Origin of the sequence: Actinospica sp. (genome assembly GCF_035552695.1) — a bacterium.
Lineage (GTDB): Bacteria > Actinomycetota > Actinomycetes > Streptomycetales > Catenulisporaceae > Actinospica.
Window position 1 is genome coordinate 44068 of record NZ_DASZKT010000012.1, and the last position, 17549, is coordinate 61616.

At 70.4% G+C, this 17549-nt stretch carries 15 protein-coding genes and 1 pseudogene; 5 read left to right on the plus strand and 11 right to left on the minus strand.

Translation table 11 applies throughout. The features are described 5' to 3' along the window. Positions 1-51 precede the first annotated feature (51 nt). Both VG296_RS02825 and VG296_RS02830 read right to left on the minus strand, forming a co-directional pair. Positions 52-1710: a beta-N-acetylhexosaminidase gene (locus VG296_RS02825; RefSeq protein ID WP_325562717.1), complete on the minus strand. Its 1659-nt coding sequence runs from the start codon at positions 1708-1710 to the stop codon at positions 52-54. A 107-nt stretch (positions 1711-1817) separates the two neighbouring features. After that, positions 1818-3428 (minus strand): AMP-binding protein, encoded by a 1611-nt coding sequence (locus VG296_RS02830; protein ID WP_325562719.1) that lies wholly within the window; start codon positions 3426-3428, stop codon positions 1818-1820. A 133-nt stretch (positions 3429-3561) separates the two neighbouring features. On the opposite strand from VG296_RS02830, the gene VG296_RS02835 reads away from it, so the two are divergent. From VG296_RS02835 to VG296_RS02845, 3 genes and pseudogenes are all read left to right on the plus strand, one after another. Next, complete coding sequence (locus VG296_RS02835; RefSeq protein WP_325562721.1) at positions 3562-3906, plus strand: hypothetical protein; 345 nt, start codon at positions 3562-3564, stop codon at positions 3904-3906. Positions 3907-3973: 67 nt separating this feature from the next. Further along, a pseudogene (locus VG296_RS02840) lies at positions 3974-4354 on the plus strand (RNA ligase family protein); the annotation flags it as partial. 508 nt (positions 4355-4862) lie between these two features. Then, positions 4863-5492, plus strand: a complete 630-nt coding sequence (locus VG296_RS02845) for a dihydrofolate reductase family protein (protein ID WP_325562725.1) — start codon at positions 4863-4865, stop codon at positions 5490-5492. A 55-nt stretch (positions 5493-5547) separates the two neighbouring features. On the opposite strand, the gene VG296_RS02850 is transcribed toward VG296_RS02845, so the two are convergent. From VG296_RS02850 to VG296_RS02870, 5 genes are all read right to left on the minus strand, one after another. Then, on the minus strand, positions 5548-6372 hold the full coding sequence (locus tag VG296_RS02850) for a metallophosphoesterase (protein WP_325562727.1): 825 nt from the start codon (positions 6370-6372) through the stop codon (positions 5548-5550). A 155-nt stretch (positions 6373-6527) separates the two neighbouring features. After that, a complete protein-coding gene (locus VG296_RS02855; protein WP_325562729.1) occupies positions 6528-7628 on the minus strand; it encodes a Gfo/Idh/MocA family oxidoreductase in 1101 nt (366 codons plus the stop codon). After that, positions 7625-8377, minus strand: a complete 753-nt coding sequence (locus VG296_RS02860) for a sugar phosphate isomerase/epimerase (protein WP_325562731.1) — start codon at positions 8375-8377, stop codon at positions 7625-7627. Before VG296_RS02860 ends, VG296_RS02855 begins: the two co-directional genes overlap by 4 nt. 79 nt (positions 8378-8456) lie before the next feature. Then, positions 8457-9377 carry a sugar phosphate isomerase/epimerase gene (locus tag VG296_RS02865; protein ID WP_325562732.1) on the minus strand — a complete coding sequence of 307 codons (921 nt, stop codon included), beginning with the start codon at positions 9375-9377 and terminating at the stop codon, positions 8457-8459. Continuing rightward, positions 9374-10474, minus strand: a complete 1101-nt coding sequence (locus tag VG296_RS02870) for a Gfo/Idh/MocA family oxidoreductase (protein ID WP_325562734.1) — start codon at positions 10472-10474, stop codon at positions 9374-9376. Before VG296_RS02870 ends, VG296_RS02865 begins: the two co-directional genes overlap by 4 nt. A 129-nt stretch (positions 10475-10603) precedes the next feature. Here VG296_RS02870 and VG296_RS02875 point away from each other — a divergent pair, with 129 nt between their 5' ends. Continuing rightward, the gene (locus tag VG296_RS02875) at positions 10604-11806 is read left to right on the plus strand and encodes an ROK family protein (protein WP_325562736.1); all 1203 of its coding nucleotides are present in this window, start codon (positions 10604-10606) and stop codon (positions 11804-11806) included. Here the strand turns inward: VG296_RS02875 and VG296_RS02880 are convergent, their stop codons facing one another. Both VG296_RS02880 and VG296_RS02885 read right to left on the minus strand, forming a co-directional pair. After that, the gene (locus VG296_RS02880) at positions 11807-12838 is read right to left on the minus strand and encodes an NAD-dependent epimerase/dehydratase family protein (RefSeq protein WP_325562738.1); all 1032 of its coding nucleotides are present in this window, start codon (positions 12836-12838) and stop codon (positions 11807-11809) included. Between the two features lie 31 nt (positions 12839-12869). Continuing rightward, the gene (locus VG296_RS02885) at positions 12870-14075 is read right to left on the minus strand and encodes a damage-control phosphatase ARMT1 family protein (RefSeq protein WP_325562740.1); all 1206 of its coding nucleotides are present in this window, start codon (positions 14073-14075) and stop codon (positions 12870-12872) included. 150 nt (positions 14076-14225) lie between these two features. On the opposite strand from VG296_RS02885, the gene cas6e reads away from it, so the two are divergent. Next, positions 14226-14924, plus strand: a complete 699-nt coding sequence (gene cas6e, locus VG296_RS02890; protein WP_325562742.1) for a type I-E CRISPR-associated protein Cas6/Cse3/CasE — start codon at positions 14226-14228, stop codon at positions 14922-14924. A 93-nt stretch (positions 14925-15017) separates the two neighbouring features. Here cas6e and VG296_RS02895 read toward each other — a convergent pair whose 3' ends face one another. Together VG296_RS02895 and VG296_RS02900 are read right to left on the minus strand one after the other, a co-directional pair. After that, positions 15018-15893, minus strand: a complete 876-nt coding sequence (locus tag VG296_RS02895; RefSeq protein WP_325562744.1) for an alpha/beta hydrolase — start codon at positions 15891-15893, stop codon at positions 15018-15020. Positions 15894-16022: 129 nt separating this feature from the next. Next, positions 16023-17492, minus strand: coding sequence for an arabinofuranosidase catalytic domain-containing protein (locus VG296_RS02900; RefSeq protein WP_325562746.1), 1470 nt, complete (start codon positions 17490-17492; stop codon positions 16023-16025). Positions 17493-17549 lie beyond the last annotated feature (57 nt).

Genomic DNA, 17549 nt, shown 5'->3' on the forward strand with positions numbered 1-17549 from the left:
CGGCGGCAGTCGCGGACGATTGCCGCCGCCCCCGAACCATGCATCGTTACATCATTCCTTGATATCCGCCGTGACCTGTGCGAAGTGCTCCTCGCGCTCGGCCCGCGTGGACGGCCGCCCGGCAACGCCCGGACGCTTCTGCCAGGGCAGCGGGCCCTCATCGTGCCGGTACTCGACGCCGAGCGCGTCGAGGCGGGCCAGGTGCTCGTCGAGACGGACCCGGAACTCGGCGAAGTCGCGCTTGCCTTCGGTCCACAGCGCCTCGGCGATCGCGCACAGCCGCGGGAAGACGTAGAAGTCGAGCATGCGGGGCGAGTCGATGTGCTCGGTCCACACGTTCGCCTGTCCGCCGAGAATCCGAGCGCCCTGTTCCTCGCTGAGACCGTCGGGCACCGGCTCGAAGCCGTACATGTCCTCCAGGGTCAGCGAGATGGCGACCGGGATCGGTTCGTCCGGCGACTCCGACTGGCGGTAGTCGAGGTAGACGGTGTGGTCCGGGCAGGCCACGACGTCGAAGCCGCGACTGGCCGCCGTGACCGCGCCGGTCATGCCACGCCAGGACGCGATGACCGTGCCCTCGGGGAGGTTTCTACCCTCCAGCATCTCGTCCCAGCCGTACACACGCCGTCCGCGCGCCGCGACGTGCTCGGAGAGCTCACTGATGAACCAGGTCTGCAGCCCCTTCTCGTCGCCGAGCCCGCGCTCCCGAATGAGCTCCTGCGTGCGCTCGTCGGCCGCCCACTCGTCCTTCGGGCACTCGTCGCCGCCGAGCCCGATCAGCTCGCTCGGGAACAGGTCCATCAGCTCGTCGAGCACGCCCTTGTAGAACTCGATCGTCGTGGTCTCGGCGCCGAGCACGTTGTGGTTGATGCCCCAGCGCGTCCACACCTCGAGCCGTAGGTCCGGGTGGACGCCGAGTTCGGGATACGCGGCGATCGCGGCCTGCGAGTGGCCGGGGATGTCGATCTCGGGCACGACGGTGATGTGCCGTTCGGCGGCGTACGCCACGATTTCCCGAACGTCGGCGCCCGTGTAGTAGCCGCCGTGCGGACGGCCGTCGCCCGGCGCGTCCCGGGCGGCGCCGAGCTGCGACTCGTGCCGCCAGCCGCCGACCGAGGTGAGCCGCGGGTAGCGCCGGATCTCGACCCGCCAGCCCTGGTCGTCGGACAGGTGCAGATGCAGGGTGTTGAGACGGTGCGCGGCCATCAGGTCGAGGAAGCGCAGCACCTCGCGCTTGGCCACGAAGTGCCGCGCGACGTCCAGCATCGTCCCGCGCCAGCGGAACCGCGGCGCGTCCGCGATGCTCACGGCCGGCACCGACCAGCGCACTCCGTACGCGAACGCGTGCCGGTACACGGCCGGCGGCAGCAGTTGGAACAGGGCCTGGCAGCCGTAGAAGACGCCCGCCGCGTCGCCCCCGGCGATCCGTGCACCCGACGAGTCCACACTCAGCTCATAGGCCTCCGCCCCGAGTTCGGGGCGGAGCGCGAGCGAGATCGCCGATTCTCGCGGGCCCTCGGCGGCCGCGCGGGTCGTCGCCGCGCCGGATTCCTCGGCGGGCAGGGGCAATCCCGTCGGCGGCCGCAGCGCCGACTGCAGCCAGCGCGCCGTGCCGGCGAGCGAGCTGTCGCCGAAGCGGATCACGGTTGCCTCGGTGAGCGAGAACTCGCCCTCCTCGGCCCGGTACGTCGTGGGGCGGGGCAGCAGCATGAAGCCGGTACTTCCTTTCCCGGAAAAGCTAAAAGGTATGGACCAATGTCCACGCTCCATACTGGCGAAGGACCGCGCCCGCTGTCACCTCCAAATATATGTTCGCCCTAGTGAGACCGTTCCCTGTCACGCAGCTCCCGGCGCAGGATCTTGCCCGAAGCCGACTTCGGCACGACGTCGATGAACTCGACGCGGCGCACCTTCTTGTACGGGGCGACGTGCCCGGCGACGAAGTCCATCACCTGCTGCCCGGTGAGCGCCTCCGCGCCGCGCTGGACGACGAAGGCCTTGGGCACCTCCTCGCCCTCCTCGTCGTGCACGCCGATCACCGCCGCGTCGGCGATGCCGGGGTGCGTGAGCAGCAGCGCCTCGAGTTCGGCGGGGGCGACCTGGTAGCCCTTGTACTTGATCAGTTCCTTGATGCGGTCGACGATGGTGACGACGCCGCGCGCGTCCACGGTCGCCACGTCGCCGGTGTGCAGGAAGCCGTCGGCGTCGAGCATCGCGTCGGTCGCGTCCGCGTCGTCGAGGTAGCCGAGCATGACGTTCGGGCCGCGGACGCACAGTTCGCCGCGCGCGCTCACGCCCGAGTCCGGCTTCGGGATCTGCTCGCCGGTGGCCGGATCGAGCAGCTTGTTCTCCGAGTTCGGCACCGCGAAGCCGACGCTCTCGCAGGACACCTCGCCGCTCATGCTCTCCGGCGTCAGGTGCGAGACCGGGCTCAGCTCGCTCATGCCGTAGCCCTGCACCACGGTCACGCCGAGCCGCTCGGTCAGCGCCCGGCCGAGTTCGCCGTCGAGCGGGGCCGCGCCGGAGAACACGACGCGCAGGCTGCTCAGGTCGTAGTCCTCGACGGCCGGATGCTTGGCCAGCGCGACGGCGATCGGCGGCGCGATGAACGCGAAGGTCACCCGGTGCCGGGCGATCGCGCCGAGGAAGTCGGCGAGGTCGAAGCGCGGCAGCGTGACGAGCGTGGACCGGCGGCGCAGCGAGAGGTTCAGCAGCACGGTCATGCCGTAGATGTGGAAGAACGGCAGCACGGCCATGACCACGTCGTCCCGCCGCACGCCGATCCGGTCCTCGATCTGCGCGATGTTGGCGACGAGGTTTCGGTGGCTCAGCCGGACGCCCTTGGGGCGCCCCGTCGTGCCGGAGGAGTACGGCAGCGCGGCCAGCTGGGTCGCAGGATCCACGCTCACCTCGGGAGCTGCGAGCGCCTGCTCGATCAGGGCGCTGAGGACCGGATGGTGCGCGTGCGACGCGTCGCCGGTCTCGCGCAGCAGGACGACCCGGTCCGGCGGCAGCCCGGCGGCCCCGGCTCCGGCGAGCGCGCTCTCCGCGACGGCCGGGCCGGCCAGCATCGCGACCGCGTGGCTCGCCTTCAGCTGCTTGGCGATGTCCTCGGGGGTGGCCAGCACCGGCATCGTCGTCACGGAGGCGCCGGTGCGCAGCACGCCGTGGAACGCGACGGCGTAGTCGGGGCTGTTCGGCGCGATGAGTGCCACGACGTCGCCCGGGCCTACTCCGCGCGCGCTGAGGGCCCCGGCCGTCGCCGTCACCCGATCCCGCAGTTGGCGGAAGGTGACGACCGTCCCCGTCGGCGCGTCGATGAACGCCGCGCGGTCCAGGTCGGCCGAGGGATCCAGGGTCGCGAACAGATAGTCGTAAAGGGAGACGTCCGGGATGGTCACCGGCGGAAAGGGACTCGCGAAGCTCATGACCGACCCGATCTTCGTTGATCCAGCTGGGCAGGGGAGTTGACGACAAGCGCAGAGTATCCGACGGCACCCGACTGTAGCCATTGCGCGCCGTTCATGTCGGATGCCAATGGGGCGTGGAAGACTTCAGGCCATGGACTTCGACATGGTGTTCGCGGGCATGCCGGTGACCAACCTCGCCGGCGCCGTCGACTGGTACACGCGGCTCATCGGCCGACCGGCGGACGTGCCGGTGAACGACACCGAGGTCATGTGGCAGTTCACGGAGACGGCGTTCCTCTACGTCGTCCTCGATCCCGAGCACGCGGGCAGCTCACTGGTCTCGCTGTCCGTAGTCGACCTGGACGTGGCCGTCGCCGAGGCGGCCGGACGCGGCGTGCTCGGCGCGGCGATCCAGTCGATCGGCAGCGCCGGACGGCGGGCGAGCTGGAACGATCCCGACGGTAATCGCGTAGCCCTGATCCAGATCACTCACTAGCCTCGGGCGAGTGCGTGTCCACTATCCGCGCACCGCGCTCCTTCCGTGGTCCCCGGAGGCCACACCGCGGCACTCGATCGCGTACGACGACCTCGACTCAGGGTTCTACGGATTCTCGGTCTGGGACGACACTGACCGCTGCCTGGACTGGGACGTGACCGTCCGCTTCCCACACGGCCTCGGCATCCCGACACCGCCGGTGCTGTGGCGCGGCACGTTCGATGAGAAGGCGATCAGAGCTCTGCGGCTCGACCTCGGCACGCAGGAGGGCTACGTCGTTCGCACGGCCGCGGGATTCGGCCGCGACGAGTTCGGCGCGCGGATAGCGAAGTGGGGCCGGCCGAATCACGTGCAGACCGACACGCACTGGATGCAGGCTGAGGTCGTGCCGAACCGGCTCGGGCCTGGCAGCACATTCTGGTCACTTCGCTCGGGAGCCAACATCGACGCATCCACCCCCCTATGAGCGCTCAACCTCGAACAAGAGGTCGACGATGCGCACGATCCGGTCACTCTTAGTCTGGTCATCACGAACTCGCCACTGCGGAGACCTTGAGTCGCATCGATGCCGCGCACCGATTCGGCCGAAGCGGTGCTGGCCGGCCGCGTCGAAGGCGACGTGAAGGCCGCGCGTGAACAGGTTCAGTGGTCCGCGCTGTACGCCGAGGATTCGGGCCTCATGGTCCCCGAACCCCGGGCTCCGCCGACGCGTACGTCACCCAAGCTGTCTTCCTCGTTGACGAGCGCCGACTCCGCGCCCGCAACGCCGCGAGGCCCCACCCCGTCCCCGAAAACGTCCTGATCAGCCAGCTCCGCCGCTTCCAGCCGCCGTATCCCGCCGAGGCCCACCGCATCTGGTACCTCGACGAAGAAGGGGTGTCGCGGATGCCGACGGCGAGCTATAGTGGCCTCACCGACAAAAAAAGTTGTCGGTGAATCGAGAGGAAGCACCAGCCATGAAGAAGATCACTGCGGGCCTGTTCACCTCGGTCGACGGAGTCGTCGGCGAGCCGGCGGCCTGGCACTTCCCCTACTTCTGCGAGGAGCTCGGCGCGGCGGTGACCGAGGTGCTCGGCGGCGCCGACACGATCCTGTTCGGCCGGGTCACCTACGACAGCTTCGCCGGGGCCTGGCCGGCCCGCGAGGAGGCGGGCGAGGCGGACGCGCCGATGGCCAAGTCGATCGGCGACGCGCGCAAGATCGTCGCCTCCCGCTCCCCGCTGGAGTTCACCTGGCGCAACTCGGAGCAGCTGAAGGGCGAGCTCGTCGAGGGCGTCAGGGCCCTGAAGAACGAGCCGGGTGACGGTGTGATCGGGCTGAGCGGCTCGGTCTCGGTCGTCCGCCAGCTGCTCGCCGAGAAGCTGATCGACGAACTGCACCTGTTCGTGCACCCGGTCGCGGTCCGCGAGGGCCTGCGCCTGTTCGCGGACGCCGACTCGCCCCTCCCGCTGGCCCTGCTGTCCTGCACCCCGTTCAAGAGCGGCACCGTGCATCTGGTCTACGGCCCGAGCGACGGCCCGGCGGTGGACAACCAGGACCCGATGGCCGCGAAGATCGAGCAGGACTACGCGGACTCGGCCGAATGAGGGATCCGAACCGGCTCGCGTCGCCTGTTCGGGGGCGCGTGCCGTGGCGGCTCGGCTATCCGGGGAGGATCCTGCGCAGCCCGCTCGGGCCGCCGCGCGGCTGCCATTCCCTCGGATAGCCGAGTGAGACCTCCTCGAAGCGCACGCCGTCCTCCCAGGTCGTCCGCGGGATGTGCAGGTGCCCGTACACGACGGCCTTCGCGTCGAAGCGCCGATGCCAGTCCGCCGTGCGCGTCGTGCCGCACCACTGCGCGAACTCCTGATAGCGCAACTTCCTGGTCGGCTCCCGCGTCAGCGGAAAGTGGTTGACGAGGACCGTCGGCAGGCCGTCCGGCCGCTCGGCGAGCCGCCGCTCGGAAAGCTGGACGCGCGCCGCGCACCACTCCTCGCGCGTCTTGTACGGATCCGGATGCAGCAGCACCTCGTCCGCGCAGACGATGCCCGTCTCATACGCGTACGCGAGGCCCGCTTCCTTCGTCGTGGTCCCCGGCGGATGGAAGGAGTAGTCGTACAAGAGGAACAGCGGCGCGATCGCGACCGGTCCGCCCTCGCCCTCCCAGACGGCGTACGGATCCTCGGGCGTGAGCACGTCGAGGCGCCGGCACAGCTCGACGAGCTGCTGGTAACGCTCCTCGCCGCGCGACTGGACCGGATCCGTCTTCGGCGTCCAGAGCTCGTGGTTGCCCGGGACCCAGATGACCTTCTCGAAGCGCGAGCGCAGCGTGTGCAGGGCCCGAGCGATGTCCGTGAAGCGTTCGGCCACGTCACCGGCGACGATCAGCCAGTCCTCGGCCGACTCGGGCCGCAGCGACTCGACGTGGTCGCGGTTCTCCGCGTAGCCCACGTGCACGTCGCTGACCGCGAACAGGGTTCCCGGCATGCTGAGGCCCGCCTTCCTCGCCGTGGACAGAGATCCGCAGATCATCGTAGTCGGCCCGCACGGCGCGGCGGCGGGCTCCCCACCCCGAGCACTTCGTCACGAGGCGCTCGCGCTATGGCTCGGGTGGGAAGCCCGTTCGGTCTTGCTCAGGCAGATCAGAGCGTTGCCTCGTGGGGATCCCACGAGACGGGCAGCGGGTCGGGCTGCACGACGTCGCTGGTCACCTTCTGGAAGGAGCCCTCAACCGCCGAACGCGAGATCGCCGACATGACTTCGAGGACGTGCATGCCGAGTTCGCCCGATGCACGATGCTGCGCACCCGAGCGCAGTGCGCGGGCCATGTCGACGACGCCGATGCCGCGGCCGGCCTCCGTGCCCTCGATCGGCAGGTCGCGCCACTCCTCGTCCCGCGGGCTGCGCACGAGCAGCGGGCCGCCGAAGGTGTTCGGGTCCGGCAGCGTGAGCGTCGCCTCGGTGCCGCCGATTTCGAGCACGCGCTTCCCGGCGGGCGAGTCGAAGCTGAACGTGGAGTTCGCGCCGTAGCCCTCGGTGAACTCGAGCAGCGCCGTGATGTGCGTCGGGACCTCGACCGGGAACTCCTTGCCCGCCTTCGGACCCGAGCCGACGACCCGGGCGGCCCGCGCCTTGCGACCGGTCGCCGCCACCGACGTGACCGGACCGAGCAGGGCGATCAGCGCGGTCAGATAGTACGGGCCCATGTCGAACAGCGGGCCCGCGCCGTCCACGTAGAAGAACTCGGGGTTCGGATGCCAGCTCTCCGGTCCCATGCTCTCCAGGGCCGAGTACGCGGCGACCGGCTCGCCGATCACCCCCGCGGCGACCGCGCGCAGCGCCGACTGGATACCCGCGCCGAGGAACGTGTCCGGCGCGTTGCCCACCTTCAGGCCCCGCTCCGCCGCCTCCGCCAGCACGGACCGACCGCTGCCCACGTCCAAGGCCAGCGGCTTCTCGCCGTACACGTGCTTGCCCGCGCGCAGGGCGGCGAGCGCCACCTCGGCGTGCGCCGCCGGGATCGTGAGGTTGACGACGATCTCCACCTCGGGGATCGAGAGAGCGTCCTCCGGCGATCCCGAGACCTCGATCCCGTACTCGGCGGCGACCTGCGCGGCCCGCGCCTCGTCGATGTCGGCGAGCGCCAGCACCCGCACGTCCGGGAACTTCGTGAGGTTGCCGAGATACTGCCCGCTGATGTTGCCGGCGCCGACAATCGCGACGCCGACCGGCCCCGTGCTCAATTCCCGTCCCCTTCCAGTCCCGCGACGTACGCGCGGCTCTCCCCGATCGCGGCGAACAGATCCGTCGCGCACTCGTCGAACTCGACGATGCGCCACGCGTCCGCCGGGGCCGCCGCGAGCACCTCGGCGACCGGCATGGCGCCGGCGCCGACGGCCACGTTCGGCTCGCCCTTGCGCAGCGGCCCGTCCTTGACGTGCAGCGCCTCGACCCGCGGGCCGAGATTGCGCAGCACGCCCGGCACGTCCGCGCCGCCGACCGCCGCCCAGTACGTGTCGACCTCCAGGAACACCTCGGGCGCGAGCAGTTCGGCGAGCACCTCGAGGCCGTGCTTGCCGTCGAGTACGGGCTCGAACTCCCACCAGTGGTTGTGGTATCCGAGGCGCAGCCCGTGCGCGGTGGCCTTCTCGGAGAGCGCGTTCAGCAGGTCCGCCGCGCGGGCCAGGCCGTCGCGGGTGCCGAAGTCCTCCTGCGCGATCCCGGCGGGCACGATCGCAAGATCGGTGCCGAGCGTCGCGATCGCCTCGAACACCGGGCCCGGATCCGCGTCCAGCAGGCTCATCGCGTGCGCGCTTGACACGACGAGCCCCAGGTCGTCGGCCACCTTGCGGAAGCCGATCGGATCCTCGGTCGGCTGGAACGGTTCGACCGCGCCGAACCCGAGGTCCGCGAGCTGCCGCAGCACCCCGTCGCGGTCCCCGGCGATCTGCGAGCGGACGGTGTAGAGCTGGACGCTCAGTGGACGGGTCATGATGGGGAGCCTCCTTGCTGCTTAAGTCGTCGCGGCCTAAGCCAGAGTCCTGATTGTTGGTCTGCGGTGGTGCGTGCCGTCATCCGGTGATCAGCGGCCGCAGCGTGCGGTGCGCGATCTCCAGGCCCTGCTTCACCTTCTGCTCGGTGCCGCTCCACACCGGGTCCTCGTGCTCGACCGAGAGGGTTCCCTGGAAGCCGCCCTCGTACAGCGCGTCGACCACGCCGCTCCAGTCCACCTGGCCGCGCCCGGGCACCCGGTAGCGCCACCAGCCCTCGTCCCAGGGGTGCTCGCGGCTGATCGTCTTTCCGAAGAACCCGTAGCGGTCGCGCGCGGACGGGTCGAGCTGGGCGTCCTTGGCCTGCGCGTGCGGGATCCGGTGCACGTAGGGCTTGAGAGCGGTCACCGGGTCGATGCCGAGCCAGAGCAGGTGCGAGGGGTCGTAGTTGAGGTAGAGGCCGAGGGAGAACATCCACTCCCACAGTTCGGGGGAGTAGGCGATGTTGCCCGGGTAGCCGTCCGGGTGCCAGCCCTCCATGACGCAGTTCTCGATGATGATCTTGACGCCGCGTTCTCCGGCGTAGTCCACCAGCGGCGGCAGCACGCGCTCGGCGAGGGCGACGTTCTCCTTCACCGACAGCCCAGGGTGACGCCCGATGAACGTGCCGACGGTCTCGACGTCCAGCAGCGCCGCCGCGTCGATCGCCCGCTTGACGTGCGCGGCGATCTCGGCCCGGCGCGCCTCGTCGGGGTGCAGGTTGTTCTCGTAGTACGCGAGCGAGGACACCAGCAGCCTGTGCTTGGCGAACAGTTCGCCGACCTGCTCGGCCTCGCCGGCGCCGAAGTGCGCGACGTCGATGTGGCTGGCCTCGAAGTCCCGGCTGCCGGTGGACGGCCAGACTGCCACCTCGAGCGCCTCGTATCCGGCGCTCGAGGCCCACGAGGCGATGTCGGGCAACGAGAGTTCGGGCAGGCAGGCGGTGAGGAATCCGAGTTTCACAGGACCTCGATCCAGGTGCGGGAGTGGGCGGAGCGCAGCACGGCGTCGGTGATCCTGGCCGTGCGGGCGGCGTCCGCGAAGGTCGGGTAGAGGGCGCTTTCGCTGACGGCCTCACCGGCGGCGGCAGTGCGGACCGCGTCGTAGACGTCGGCGACGAAGCCGGCGAAGCAGTCGCGGTAGCCGAGCGGGTGGCCGGCCGGGACCGGGCTCAGCCGCGCGGCCTCGGCGGAGAGCGTGCCGGGGTCGCGGACCACGCTCTCGGTGCGCTCCCGGCCGCCGAACAGCAGCGTCTCCGGGTTCTCCTGGTCGAAGGACACGCTGTGCTCGGCGCCGTCCACCTCGAACCACAGCCGGTTCTTCCGGCCCGGCGAGACCTGCGAGACGACCAGGCTGCCGGTCGCGCCGAGGTCGGTGCGGAACACGACGTGCACGACGTCCTCGGTCGCCACTGATCCGCTCCGCGCGCGCTCGGGGTGCACGGTCTGCGTCACGGCCGACAGTTCGCTGATTCGGTGTCCGGTCACCCATTCGACCAGGTCGCACCAGTGCGAACCGATGTCCGCGAAGGCCCGCGAGGCGCCACCGGCGACCGCGTCAACCCGCCAGTTGTCGTCGGACTGCCGCATGAGCCAGTCCTGCAGATAGTGGCCGTGCAGCAGCCGGACCGGGCCGATCGCGCCGCTGCGTACCCGGTGCCGCGCCTCGGCGGCCATGGGGTGATAGCGGTAGACGAACGGAACGGCGTTGATCAGGCCGCTGTCTTCCGCCAGTTCGACGAGGGCGTCGGCGTCGGCGGCGTCCACCGAAAGCGGCTTCTCGCAGATCACGTGCTTACCCGCGGCCAGGGCGAGCCGGACGAGCGGACCGTGCAGATCGTTCGGCGTGCAGATGTGCACCACATCCACGTCGTCCGCTGCGGCCAGTTCCTCGGAGGAGTCGAAGGAGCGTTCCGCGCCGAGCCGCGCGGACGCGGCTTTCGCGCGCTCCGCCGTGGACGCCGACACGCCGAGCACGCGCGCGCCGGCCCGGCGCGCGGCGTCCGCGTGGACGGCACCGATCATGCCGGTGCCCGCGATCGCGATGCGCAGCGGCTGCATGCCGTTCCTCCCTCGGAACCCCGTTAACGTTTACGGGGATCGACGGTATGCCGCCCCTTTACGCCTGACAAGAGTCATGATTACGCTTACTTCTGTCATAAAGAAACCCGCATACGGACAGGGGCGCGCGTGCAGTCGTCCAAGCTTGCGAACTCCGCCGAGGAGCGCCGACTGGCCGGGCTGAGCGAACTGGCCTGCCTGGTCGCCGACGGCGTGGCCACCACCCGCAGCGCCCTGATCGCGGCGACCGGCCTGTCCCGCTCGGCCGTGGCGCAGCGCGTGGACCTGCTCATCGACCGCGGCCTGCTGGTCGAGTCCGAGCCGTTGACCACCGAGCGCGGCCGGCCGCCGTACGCGCTCGACCTCGCCTCGGACGCGGTGCTGGTCGGCGGCGTGGACCTCGGCGCCACGCACAGCCGGATCGCGCTCACCACGCTCGGCGGCCGGGTGCTCGCGGACGAGGCGCGCGAGATCGACATCAACGACGGTCCGGAACGGATCCTCGGCGGGGTCGCGGACCAGATCGGGAAACTCTGCGTGTCCACCGGCCGCGCGCCCGAGAGCCTGCGCGCCATCGGCATCGGCGTGCCGGGGCCGGTCGAGGCGGAGAGCGGCACGGTCGTCCGGCCGCCGATCATGCAGGGCTGGGACGGCTATCGGGTGCCCGCGTTCTTCGAGGACCGATACCCGGTGCCGGTGCTCGTGGACAACGACGTCAACATGATGGCCTTCGGCGAGTACGTGCACCGCCGCGAGGCAGAGCACTTGCTCTACGTCAAGGTCGGCACGGGCATCGGCTGCGGCATCGTGTCCGGCGGTGTGCTCCATCGCGGGGCCTCCGGCGCGGCCGGGGACATCGGGCACATCCGGCTGCCCGGACACGAGGACGTCCTGTGTCATTGCGGGAACGCGGGCTGCGTGGAGGCGGTGGCGTCCGGCTCCGCGATGGCGGCGGCGCTGCGGGCCGAAGGACTCGACGCGCGCCGGGCGCGGGACGTCGTGCGCCTGGTCTCCGAGGGGCATCCGGTCGCGCGGCGCCAGGTGCGGCTCGCGGGGCAACGGATCGGCGAGGTGTTGGCCTCACTGGTCTCCTTCCACAACCCGGACACGATCGTCGTCGGCGGAGTGCTCGCCCAGCTGCACGAGGACCTGCTCGCCGACATCCGCGGCGTCATCTACCGCAGGGCCCTGCCGCTGGCCACGCGCAGCCTCAAGATCGAGACGTCGACGCTCGGCGAGCAGGCCGGCGTGCTCGGCTCGGCCCGGCTCTCGGCCCGCCACCTGCTCTCCCCGCGCGGGATCGGCGAATTCCTGGCGGCCGGGCGGCGCTGACTAGCCGTTCGCGAGGTACGCGTCCTCCGCCGGGTAGTCGAGGAATCCCGCGAAGTACGGGTCGTCCGGCGCGGGCAGCAGGCCGTCCGGATCCCCGGCGCGGTAGACGTCGAACAGCCAGTCCACCTCTTCGGCCACGGTCGCCGCGTAGTCGCCGACCGGCTTGTATCCCAGCTCCAGCGACGCGGTGGTGTCCAGCACGACCGGATGCGGCGCGTCCCACGGCGTGCGGCCGAGGCCCGGATCGGCCGACTCGTCGAGCAGCACCTCGTCCCAGAAGTGCCCGAGCTGGCGCGCGATCGTCTTGGCGATCTCGCGCGCGGACGGCGCGTCCGGATCCGCGCTGTTCAGGACGCGCGCACCGGGTCGATGCGCCACGGTCTCGATGAGCGCGGCGATGTTGACCGCCGCGGTCGGATGCACGATCCCCTCGCCGCGCGCGGACAGCAGCACGGCCGGACGCCGGTCCAGCACACGCTTGACGAACACCCACTCGCGCGGCCGCGTCGAACCGATCCCGTGCACCCGCGAGGGACGCAGGACGCTGATCGGCAGGCCGCTGTCCAGCGCGACGTGCTCGGCCGCGACCTTGTTCGGCCCGTAGCCCTCCCGGCTCCGGTAGTCCATGTCGCCCGGCGCCATCGTCGGCTGCGATTCGAGGATCGGACCGCCGTAGTCGGGCGGCGTGTCGGAGTTCGCGTGGTTGCCGGCCGCGTCCGCGTAAACGGCCTTGCTGGAGACCAGCACCGTGGACGTGGCGCGCTCGGCGAGCGGCAGCAGCAGCCGCGCGTCGTCGGCGGTGAAGCAGATGCAGTCCACCAGCAGGTCGGCGCCCTCGCCCAGGACCTCGCGCAGCCGCGCCGCGTCCGCCCGATCGGCCGCGTGGAAGCGCACGCCCGCCTCGATCAGATCCGGCGGCAGACGCCCCGGCTCGCGACCGGTCACCTCCACCCGCCAGCCCACCGCGGCGAGCCGCCTGGCCGTCGCTCCGCCGATCATTCCGGTTCCGCCGAGAATCAGGGCTCGAAGCATCGGATCATCCTACCGCCGACGGCCCGTCAGGTCAGGGGCGCACTCCGGTGAACTGGATCACCGCGTGCTTCCCGGCGAAGCGCCAGCCGGGCGACGCGGCGTCCAGCGCGGCCGCCGCCTGCTCGGTCAGCCCGACCGCGACGTCGGACTTGCAGGTGCGCAGCGCGGCGACCGGGCCGGGTAGATACGCGGTGAGGTCGGCGAAGGGCGTCGTCACCGGCCAGAGCCGGTCGCCGACCAGCCGCCGGTAGTTGAGGTCGCCCTTGACGAAAGTCAGCGTCGCGGAGCCGATCGCGGCCGCGAACTCGCGCGGGAAGTCCTGGAAGCCGAGCGGGGCGCAGAAGTAGTCGGGTGCCTCGAACGCCAGCCGGCCCGCCGAGCAGTACTGCCACAGCCGGCGCCCCGCGTCGCTCACGAGGCCCGAAGCGGCCACGAGGCGGCGCAGCAGGGCCACGGCGTCCTGCGTCATCGCGTCCGATACGTAATAGGGACGCGGCTTGAGGAAGACGGTGGCCTCGGTGGCGCGGCCGGTCGTGATCAGATGCTCGATCAGCAGGAGATCGGGCAGCAGTTCCTCGGCGGCGTTGTCCGCGACCAGATTCACTCGTCCGGGCTTACGCTCGTTCAGATACGCCCAGATGGCCGCGTTGTCGTCCACGAGCAGCGACACGCCCACCGGCTCGCCGGCGATCAGCTGGAAACCGAGATCGGCCTGATTCCCGGACAGGCACGCGGCCAGCAGCGCCGAATCGCGGTCGGCCGCGGTCATCTGCTCGAGCGCCGAATACGCCGCGAGCTCCTTGTCCACCGCGGCCCCGGCCAGGCTGTCCGCCTTCATCGGCCCGAACGGGTCCACGCCGCACCAAGGACCGGCAAAATACCCCGTCGCCGACAGGATTCTGCGATAGAAATAGCTCTCGGACCAGAGGAACGGCACGTCCGTCCAACGCAGCCCCCTGCCGAAGTACGGCGCGCCCCACTCGGTCCAGGCGGCGTAGTCCCCGGCCGCCGCCTGCTCGGCGCGCGGGTCCAGCGACTGCAGCGTCCCGGTGAGCGTCTCGTCCTCGAGCCGCCGCAGGGCGTCCAGCTGCGCCGGTCCGTACGGCAGCGCATTGCGTACCCGTTCGAACAATCGGGGATGGCGGTCGTGGAAGACGGTGTAGGCGAACTCGGCCGGATCGGCCGCGGTGATGATCGGCGCGTCGGGCAGGTTCGCGGGCTCGGCGGCGAGGCTCATGCCTCCGACGCTACTGGTTGCGATCTTCCCGCGCGAGACCGCCGGGGGTCTACTCTGGTTTACGTACGCGGAATAGAAGAGCCACCTCAGGGACAAGCACGAGGGGATTGTTGATTGAGGTCTTCGGCGAACGGCGGAGAGGAGCGACCCGTGCGGCCGGTCACCTTCGTGGCCTGCCAGAGTGTGCTGGAACTGGATCTCGGCCACGTCACCGCGCAGCGCGCGGTGCTCGACCCGCAGTTCCTGCACAAGATGGTGATGAGCGGCTTCTACGGCTGGGTCGCCGAGGGTGAACCGAACCCCCGCGCCCAGCTGCGGGTGCTGCATGCCGCCCGCGTCGACCTCGCGGACGACCTGCTGACGATCATCACGCAGTCGCGGGTGCAGCCGGACTGGGACCGGCTGGCGAAGTCCGCGCTGCGCGGCAGGCCGCGGATACTGAAGGTCGAGTACCACGTGGAAACGGGGCAGCGGTACAGCTTCCGGACGATCGTGCACGCGACGCGCGATTCCGGCCCGAAGCGCCGCAGGCGGGACCTGACGGACCCCAAGGACGTGCTCGCCTGGTTCATGGACCGCCTGCAGCCCGAGGGCGAGCCGGCGTTCTCCACCGACGGCCGCCGGGTGCGCAGGATCGGCGCCGACGCGCGTACCGAGCACCTCGAGGTCAAGGTGCTGCCCGCCGTCCAGGAGATGCGCGACCGCCCGGCCCAGCGGCTGATCCGCTCCGAGATCCAGGGCGTGCTCACGGTCACCGACCCGCCCGCCTTCGCGGACGTGCTGCAATCCGGCTTCGGCCGATCCCGCTCGCTCGGTTGTGGTCTGGTACTGGTCGAACCTCTAGACTGAGCGGGTACCACCGCCCCGCCATCGCGGGGAAACCAGAGCGTGGCCCTGTCGTTCCCCGGAACGGCAGGGCGTTCGCCTTCTAGCCCACTACCGCTACCCCTCGGCGCGCGCCGCGTTCGCGACGATCTCCTCGACGAACGAGTCCCACAGCTCGTGCGGGAGGTCATGCCCCATGCCGGGGTAGGTGCGCAGGATCGAGTCGGGGATCGCGGCGGCGGTGGCCCGGCCGCCGGAGATGTTGATGAGCGGGTCGGCCTCGCCGTGCAGCACGAGGGTGGGCGTGCTGACGGCCTTCAGGCCCGTGGTGCGGTCCGGCGAGCAGAGGATCGCGACGAGCTGGCGTACGCCTCCGTCGGGGTAGTGGCAGCGGTCGTAGAAGGCCGCCTCCTGGTCGCGGATCACCGACTCAGGCATCGGATACGCCGGGGACTGCAGTATGCGCCACGTCGCGACGCCCTGCTCGATCGTCTCCTCGCGGGTGGTCGCCGGCGGGGCGATGACCATGGCCGCGGCCTCGGGGGACGGGTGGCCGACGCCGGGGTCGCCGGTGGTGGACATCATCGAGCAGGCCGAGAGCAGCCGGTCCGGGTGATGCAGCAGCAGCTCCTGCACGATCATCCCGCCCATCGACGCGCCGACCACGTGCGCGGCCCGGATCCCCAGCGCGTCCAGCAGACCCACCGCGTCCCGCGCCATATCGGCGAGTAGGTACGTCACCCCGGACGCGTCGCCGCTGAGCACCGCCCCCAGGTTCGGCACCGGCGCGTCGTCGAAGTGCGTGGACAGCCCGGCGTCGCGGTTGTCGAAGCGGATCACGTGGAAGCCGCGGTCGGCGAACTGCTTGCACAGGTCCGGCTCCCAGCCCGTCAACTGGATGCCCAAACCCATGATGAGCAGCAGCGCCGGGTCGCCCGGCGAACCGAAGGTGTCGTACTCGATCTTGATCCCGTTGGCGTGGCAGCGTGGCACGGTCTGCTCCCTGGACTCGGACTGCGCGCCGGCCGGCCGGCGCGCGGCCACCGGCGACCGGTGCGAATGTCGCTGACCTGGGAGGGTACCGCACCGTGCGTGTCCATGGCCGGACAACACGGGGCTCTCTCAGCCCAGCATCCACTGCTGGTTACCACCGCCGTTGCAGGTGTAGAGCTCGACCAGCGCTCCGTTCGCGGTGCCCGCCCCGGTCACGTCGAGGCAGAGGCCGGACTGGACCTCGGTGATCGTGCCGTTCGAGTTGAACGACCACTCCTGGTTCGTGCCCTGATTACAGGTGTATATGTCCACCTTCGTTCCTGCTGTGAGCCCCTGGCCGTAGGCGTCGAGGCAGCGCAGGGTGCTGCCGCTGTAGACCGTCACCTGGTCCTGAGCGGTGTGCGTGAACTCCTGGTTGCTGCCCGCGTTGCAGGTGTAGATCTCCAGCTGGGTCCCGGTCGTCGTCGTGCCGCTCGGCACGTCGAGGCACTTGCCGGCGCCGACGGCGTGGATCTCGCCGGTGCTCGCGGTCGGGAAGGCATAGCCGGCCGAGACGATGTTCGACTGGACCGCGTTGTCCGCCGCGTCGCTCGGCTCGCCGCTGGTCATCACGCCCTCGAAGAAGTCGCCCACGGAGCCGTTGCTGTCGTCGCCGCCGGTGCCGAGCACGATCGCGCCCTCGAGGTGCATCGGGGTGTATCCGCTGGTCGTCGGCAGGGCGCCGGAGTACCACGTGCTGAGGCTGCCGGACTGCGCGTTCCCGCCTTTGATCGCGTACGTCGTGGTGTTGTTGCTCTTCACCAGCGCCGTGACGAAGTCGCTCGTGTTGCCGGTGTCCGACGCGTTGACGCCGTTGCCGCCCATGAACAGGCCGTTCTCCAGGTCCGCCTGGACCCAGGGCCCTGATCCGGTGCACGGGCTGAACCAGCACTCGGTGCCGAAGTTGATGGCCTCCATGTGGCCGTTGCCGGTGTCGTCGTTGCTGGTCTCGGCGTTGCCGTAGTCGAAGCAGCAGCTGTCGTTGACGTGATCGGCGCTGGTGACCATGTACTCGTCCTGGGCGGTCGAGCCGGTGGGTACCCCGCTGGTCGAGTCGTCCCGGTAGCCGACGCCGGCGGTCACGTACACGCCGTAGACCTTGTTGCCGGCGATGGTGATCGGCAGCGCGTCGGCGATCGCTCCGACGTCCGCCTTGCCGTTGCCGCCCGCGCCCTCGACGGTCAGGTTGTTGCCCTTGCCGCTCTGGTCGAAGATCTCGGTGATCCGGCACAGGGTATTGACACAGAACGAGTCCTGCGTCGCGGCGTTCGCGTAGCCGCCGGTGCTCAGCGGGTAGATGTCCGTGCTCGTGCTGTCCGAGGCGCGGGTGACCTGGTACAGCGGGCCGCCGTAGGACGCGAACAGCGCCCGGGTCGTGCTGTGCGCGGCCACGCACGGCGTGCTGTACGAGGCGTAGACGTCGCAGGGAAGGGACGACGAAGTGGCCGCGTGCGCGGGGCCGCCGACGCCGACGCTCAGCCAGGCGACCGCGAGGGCGAAGGCCGTCAGCAGGGCGGCGACGGGGTTGCGCAGGGGCCGATCGAGGGTTCGCAGTTTCACGGTGTAGCCCATTCTTGTTAGCGCTAACAACTTTGTGAGCGAAAAACCGCAGGGCAG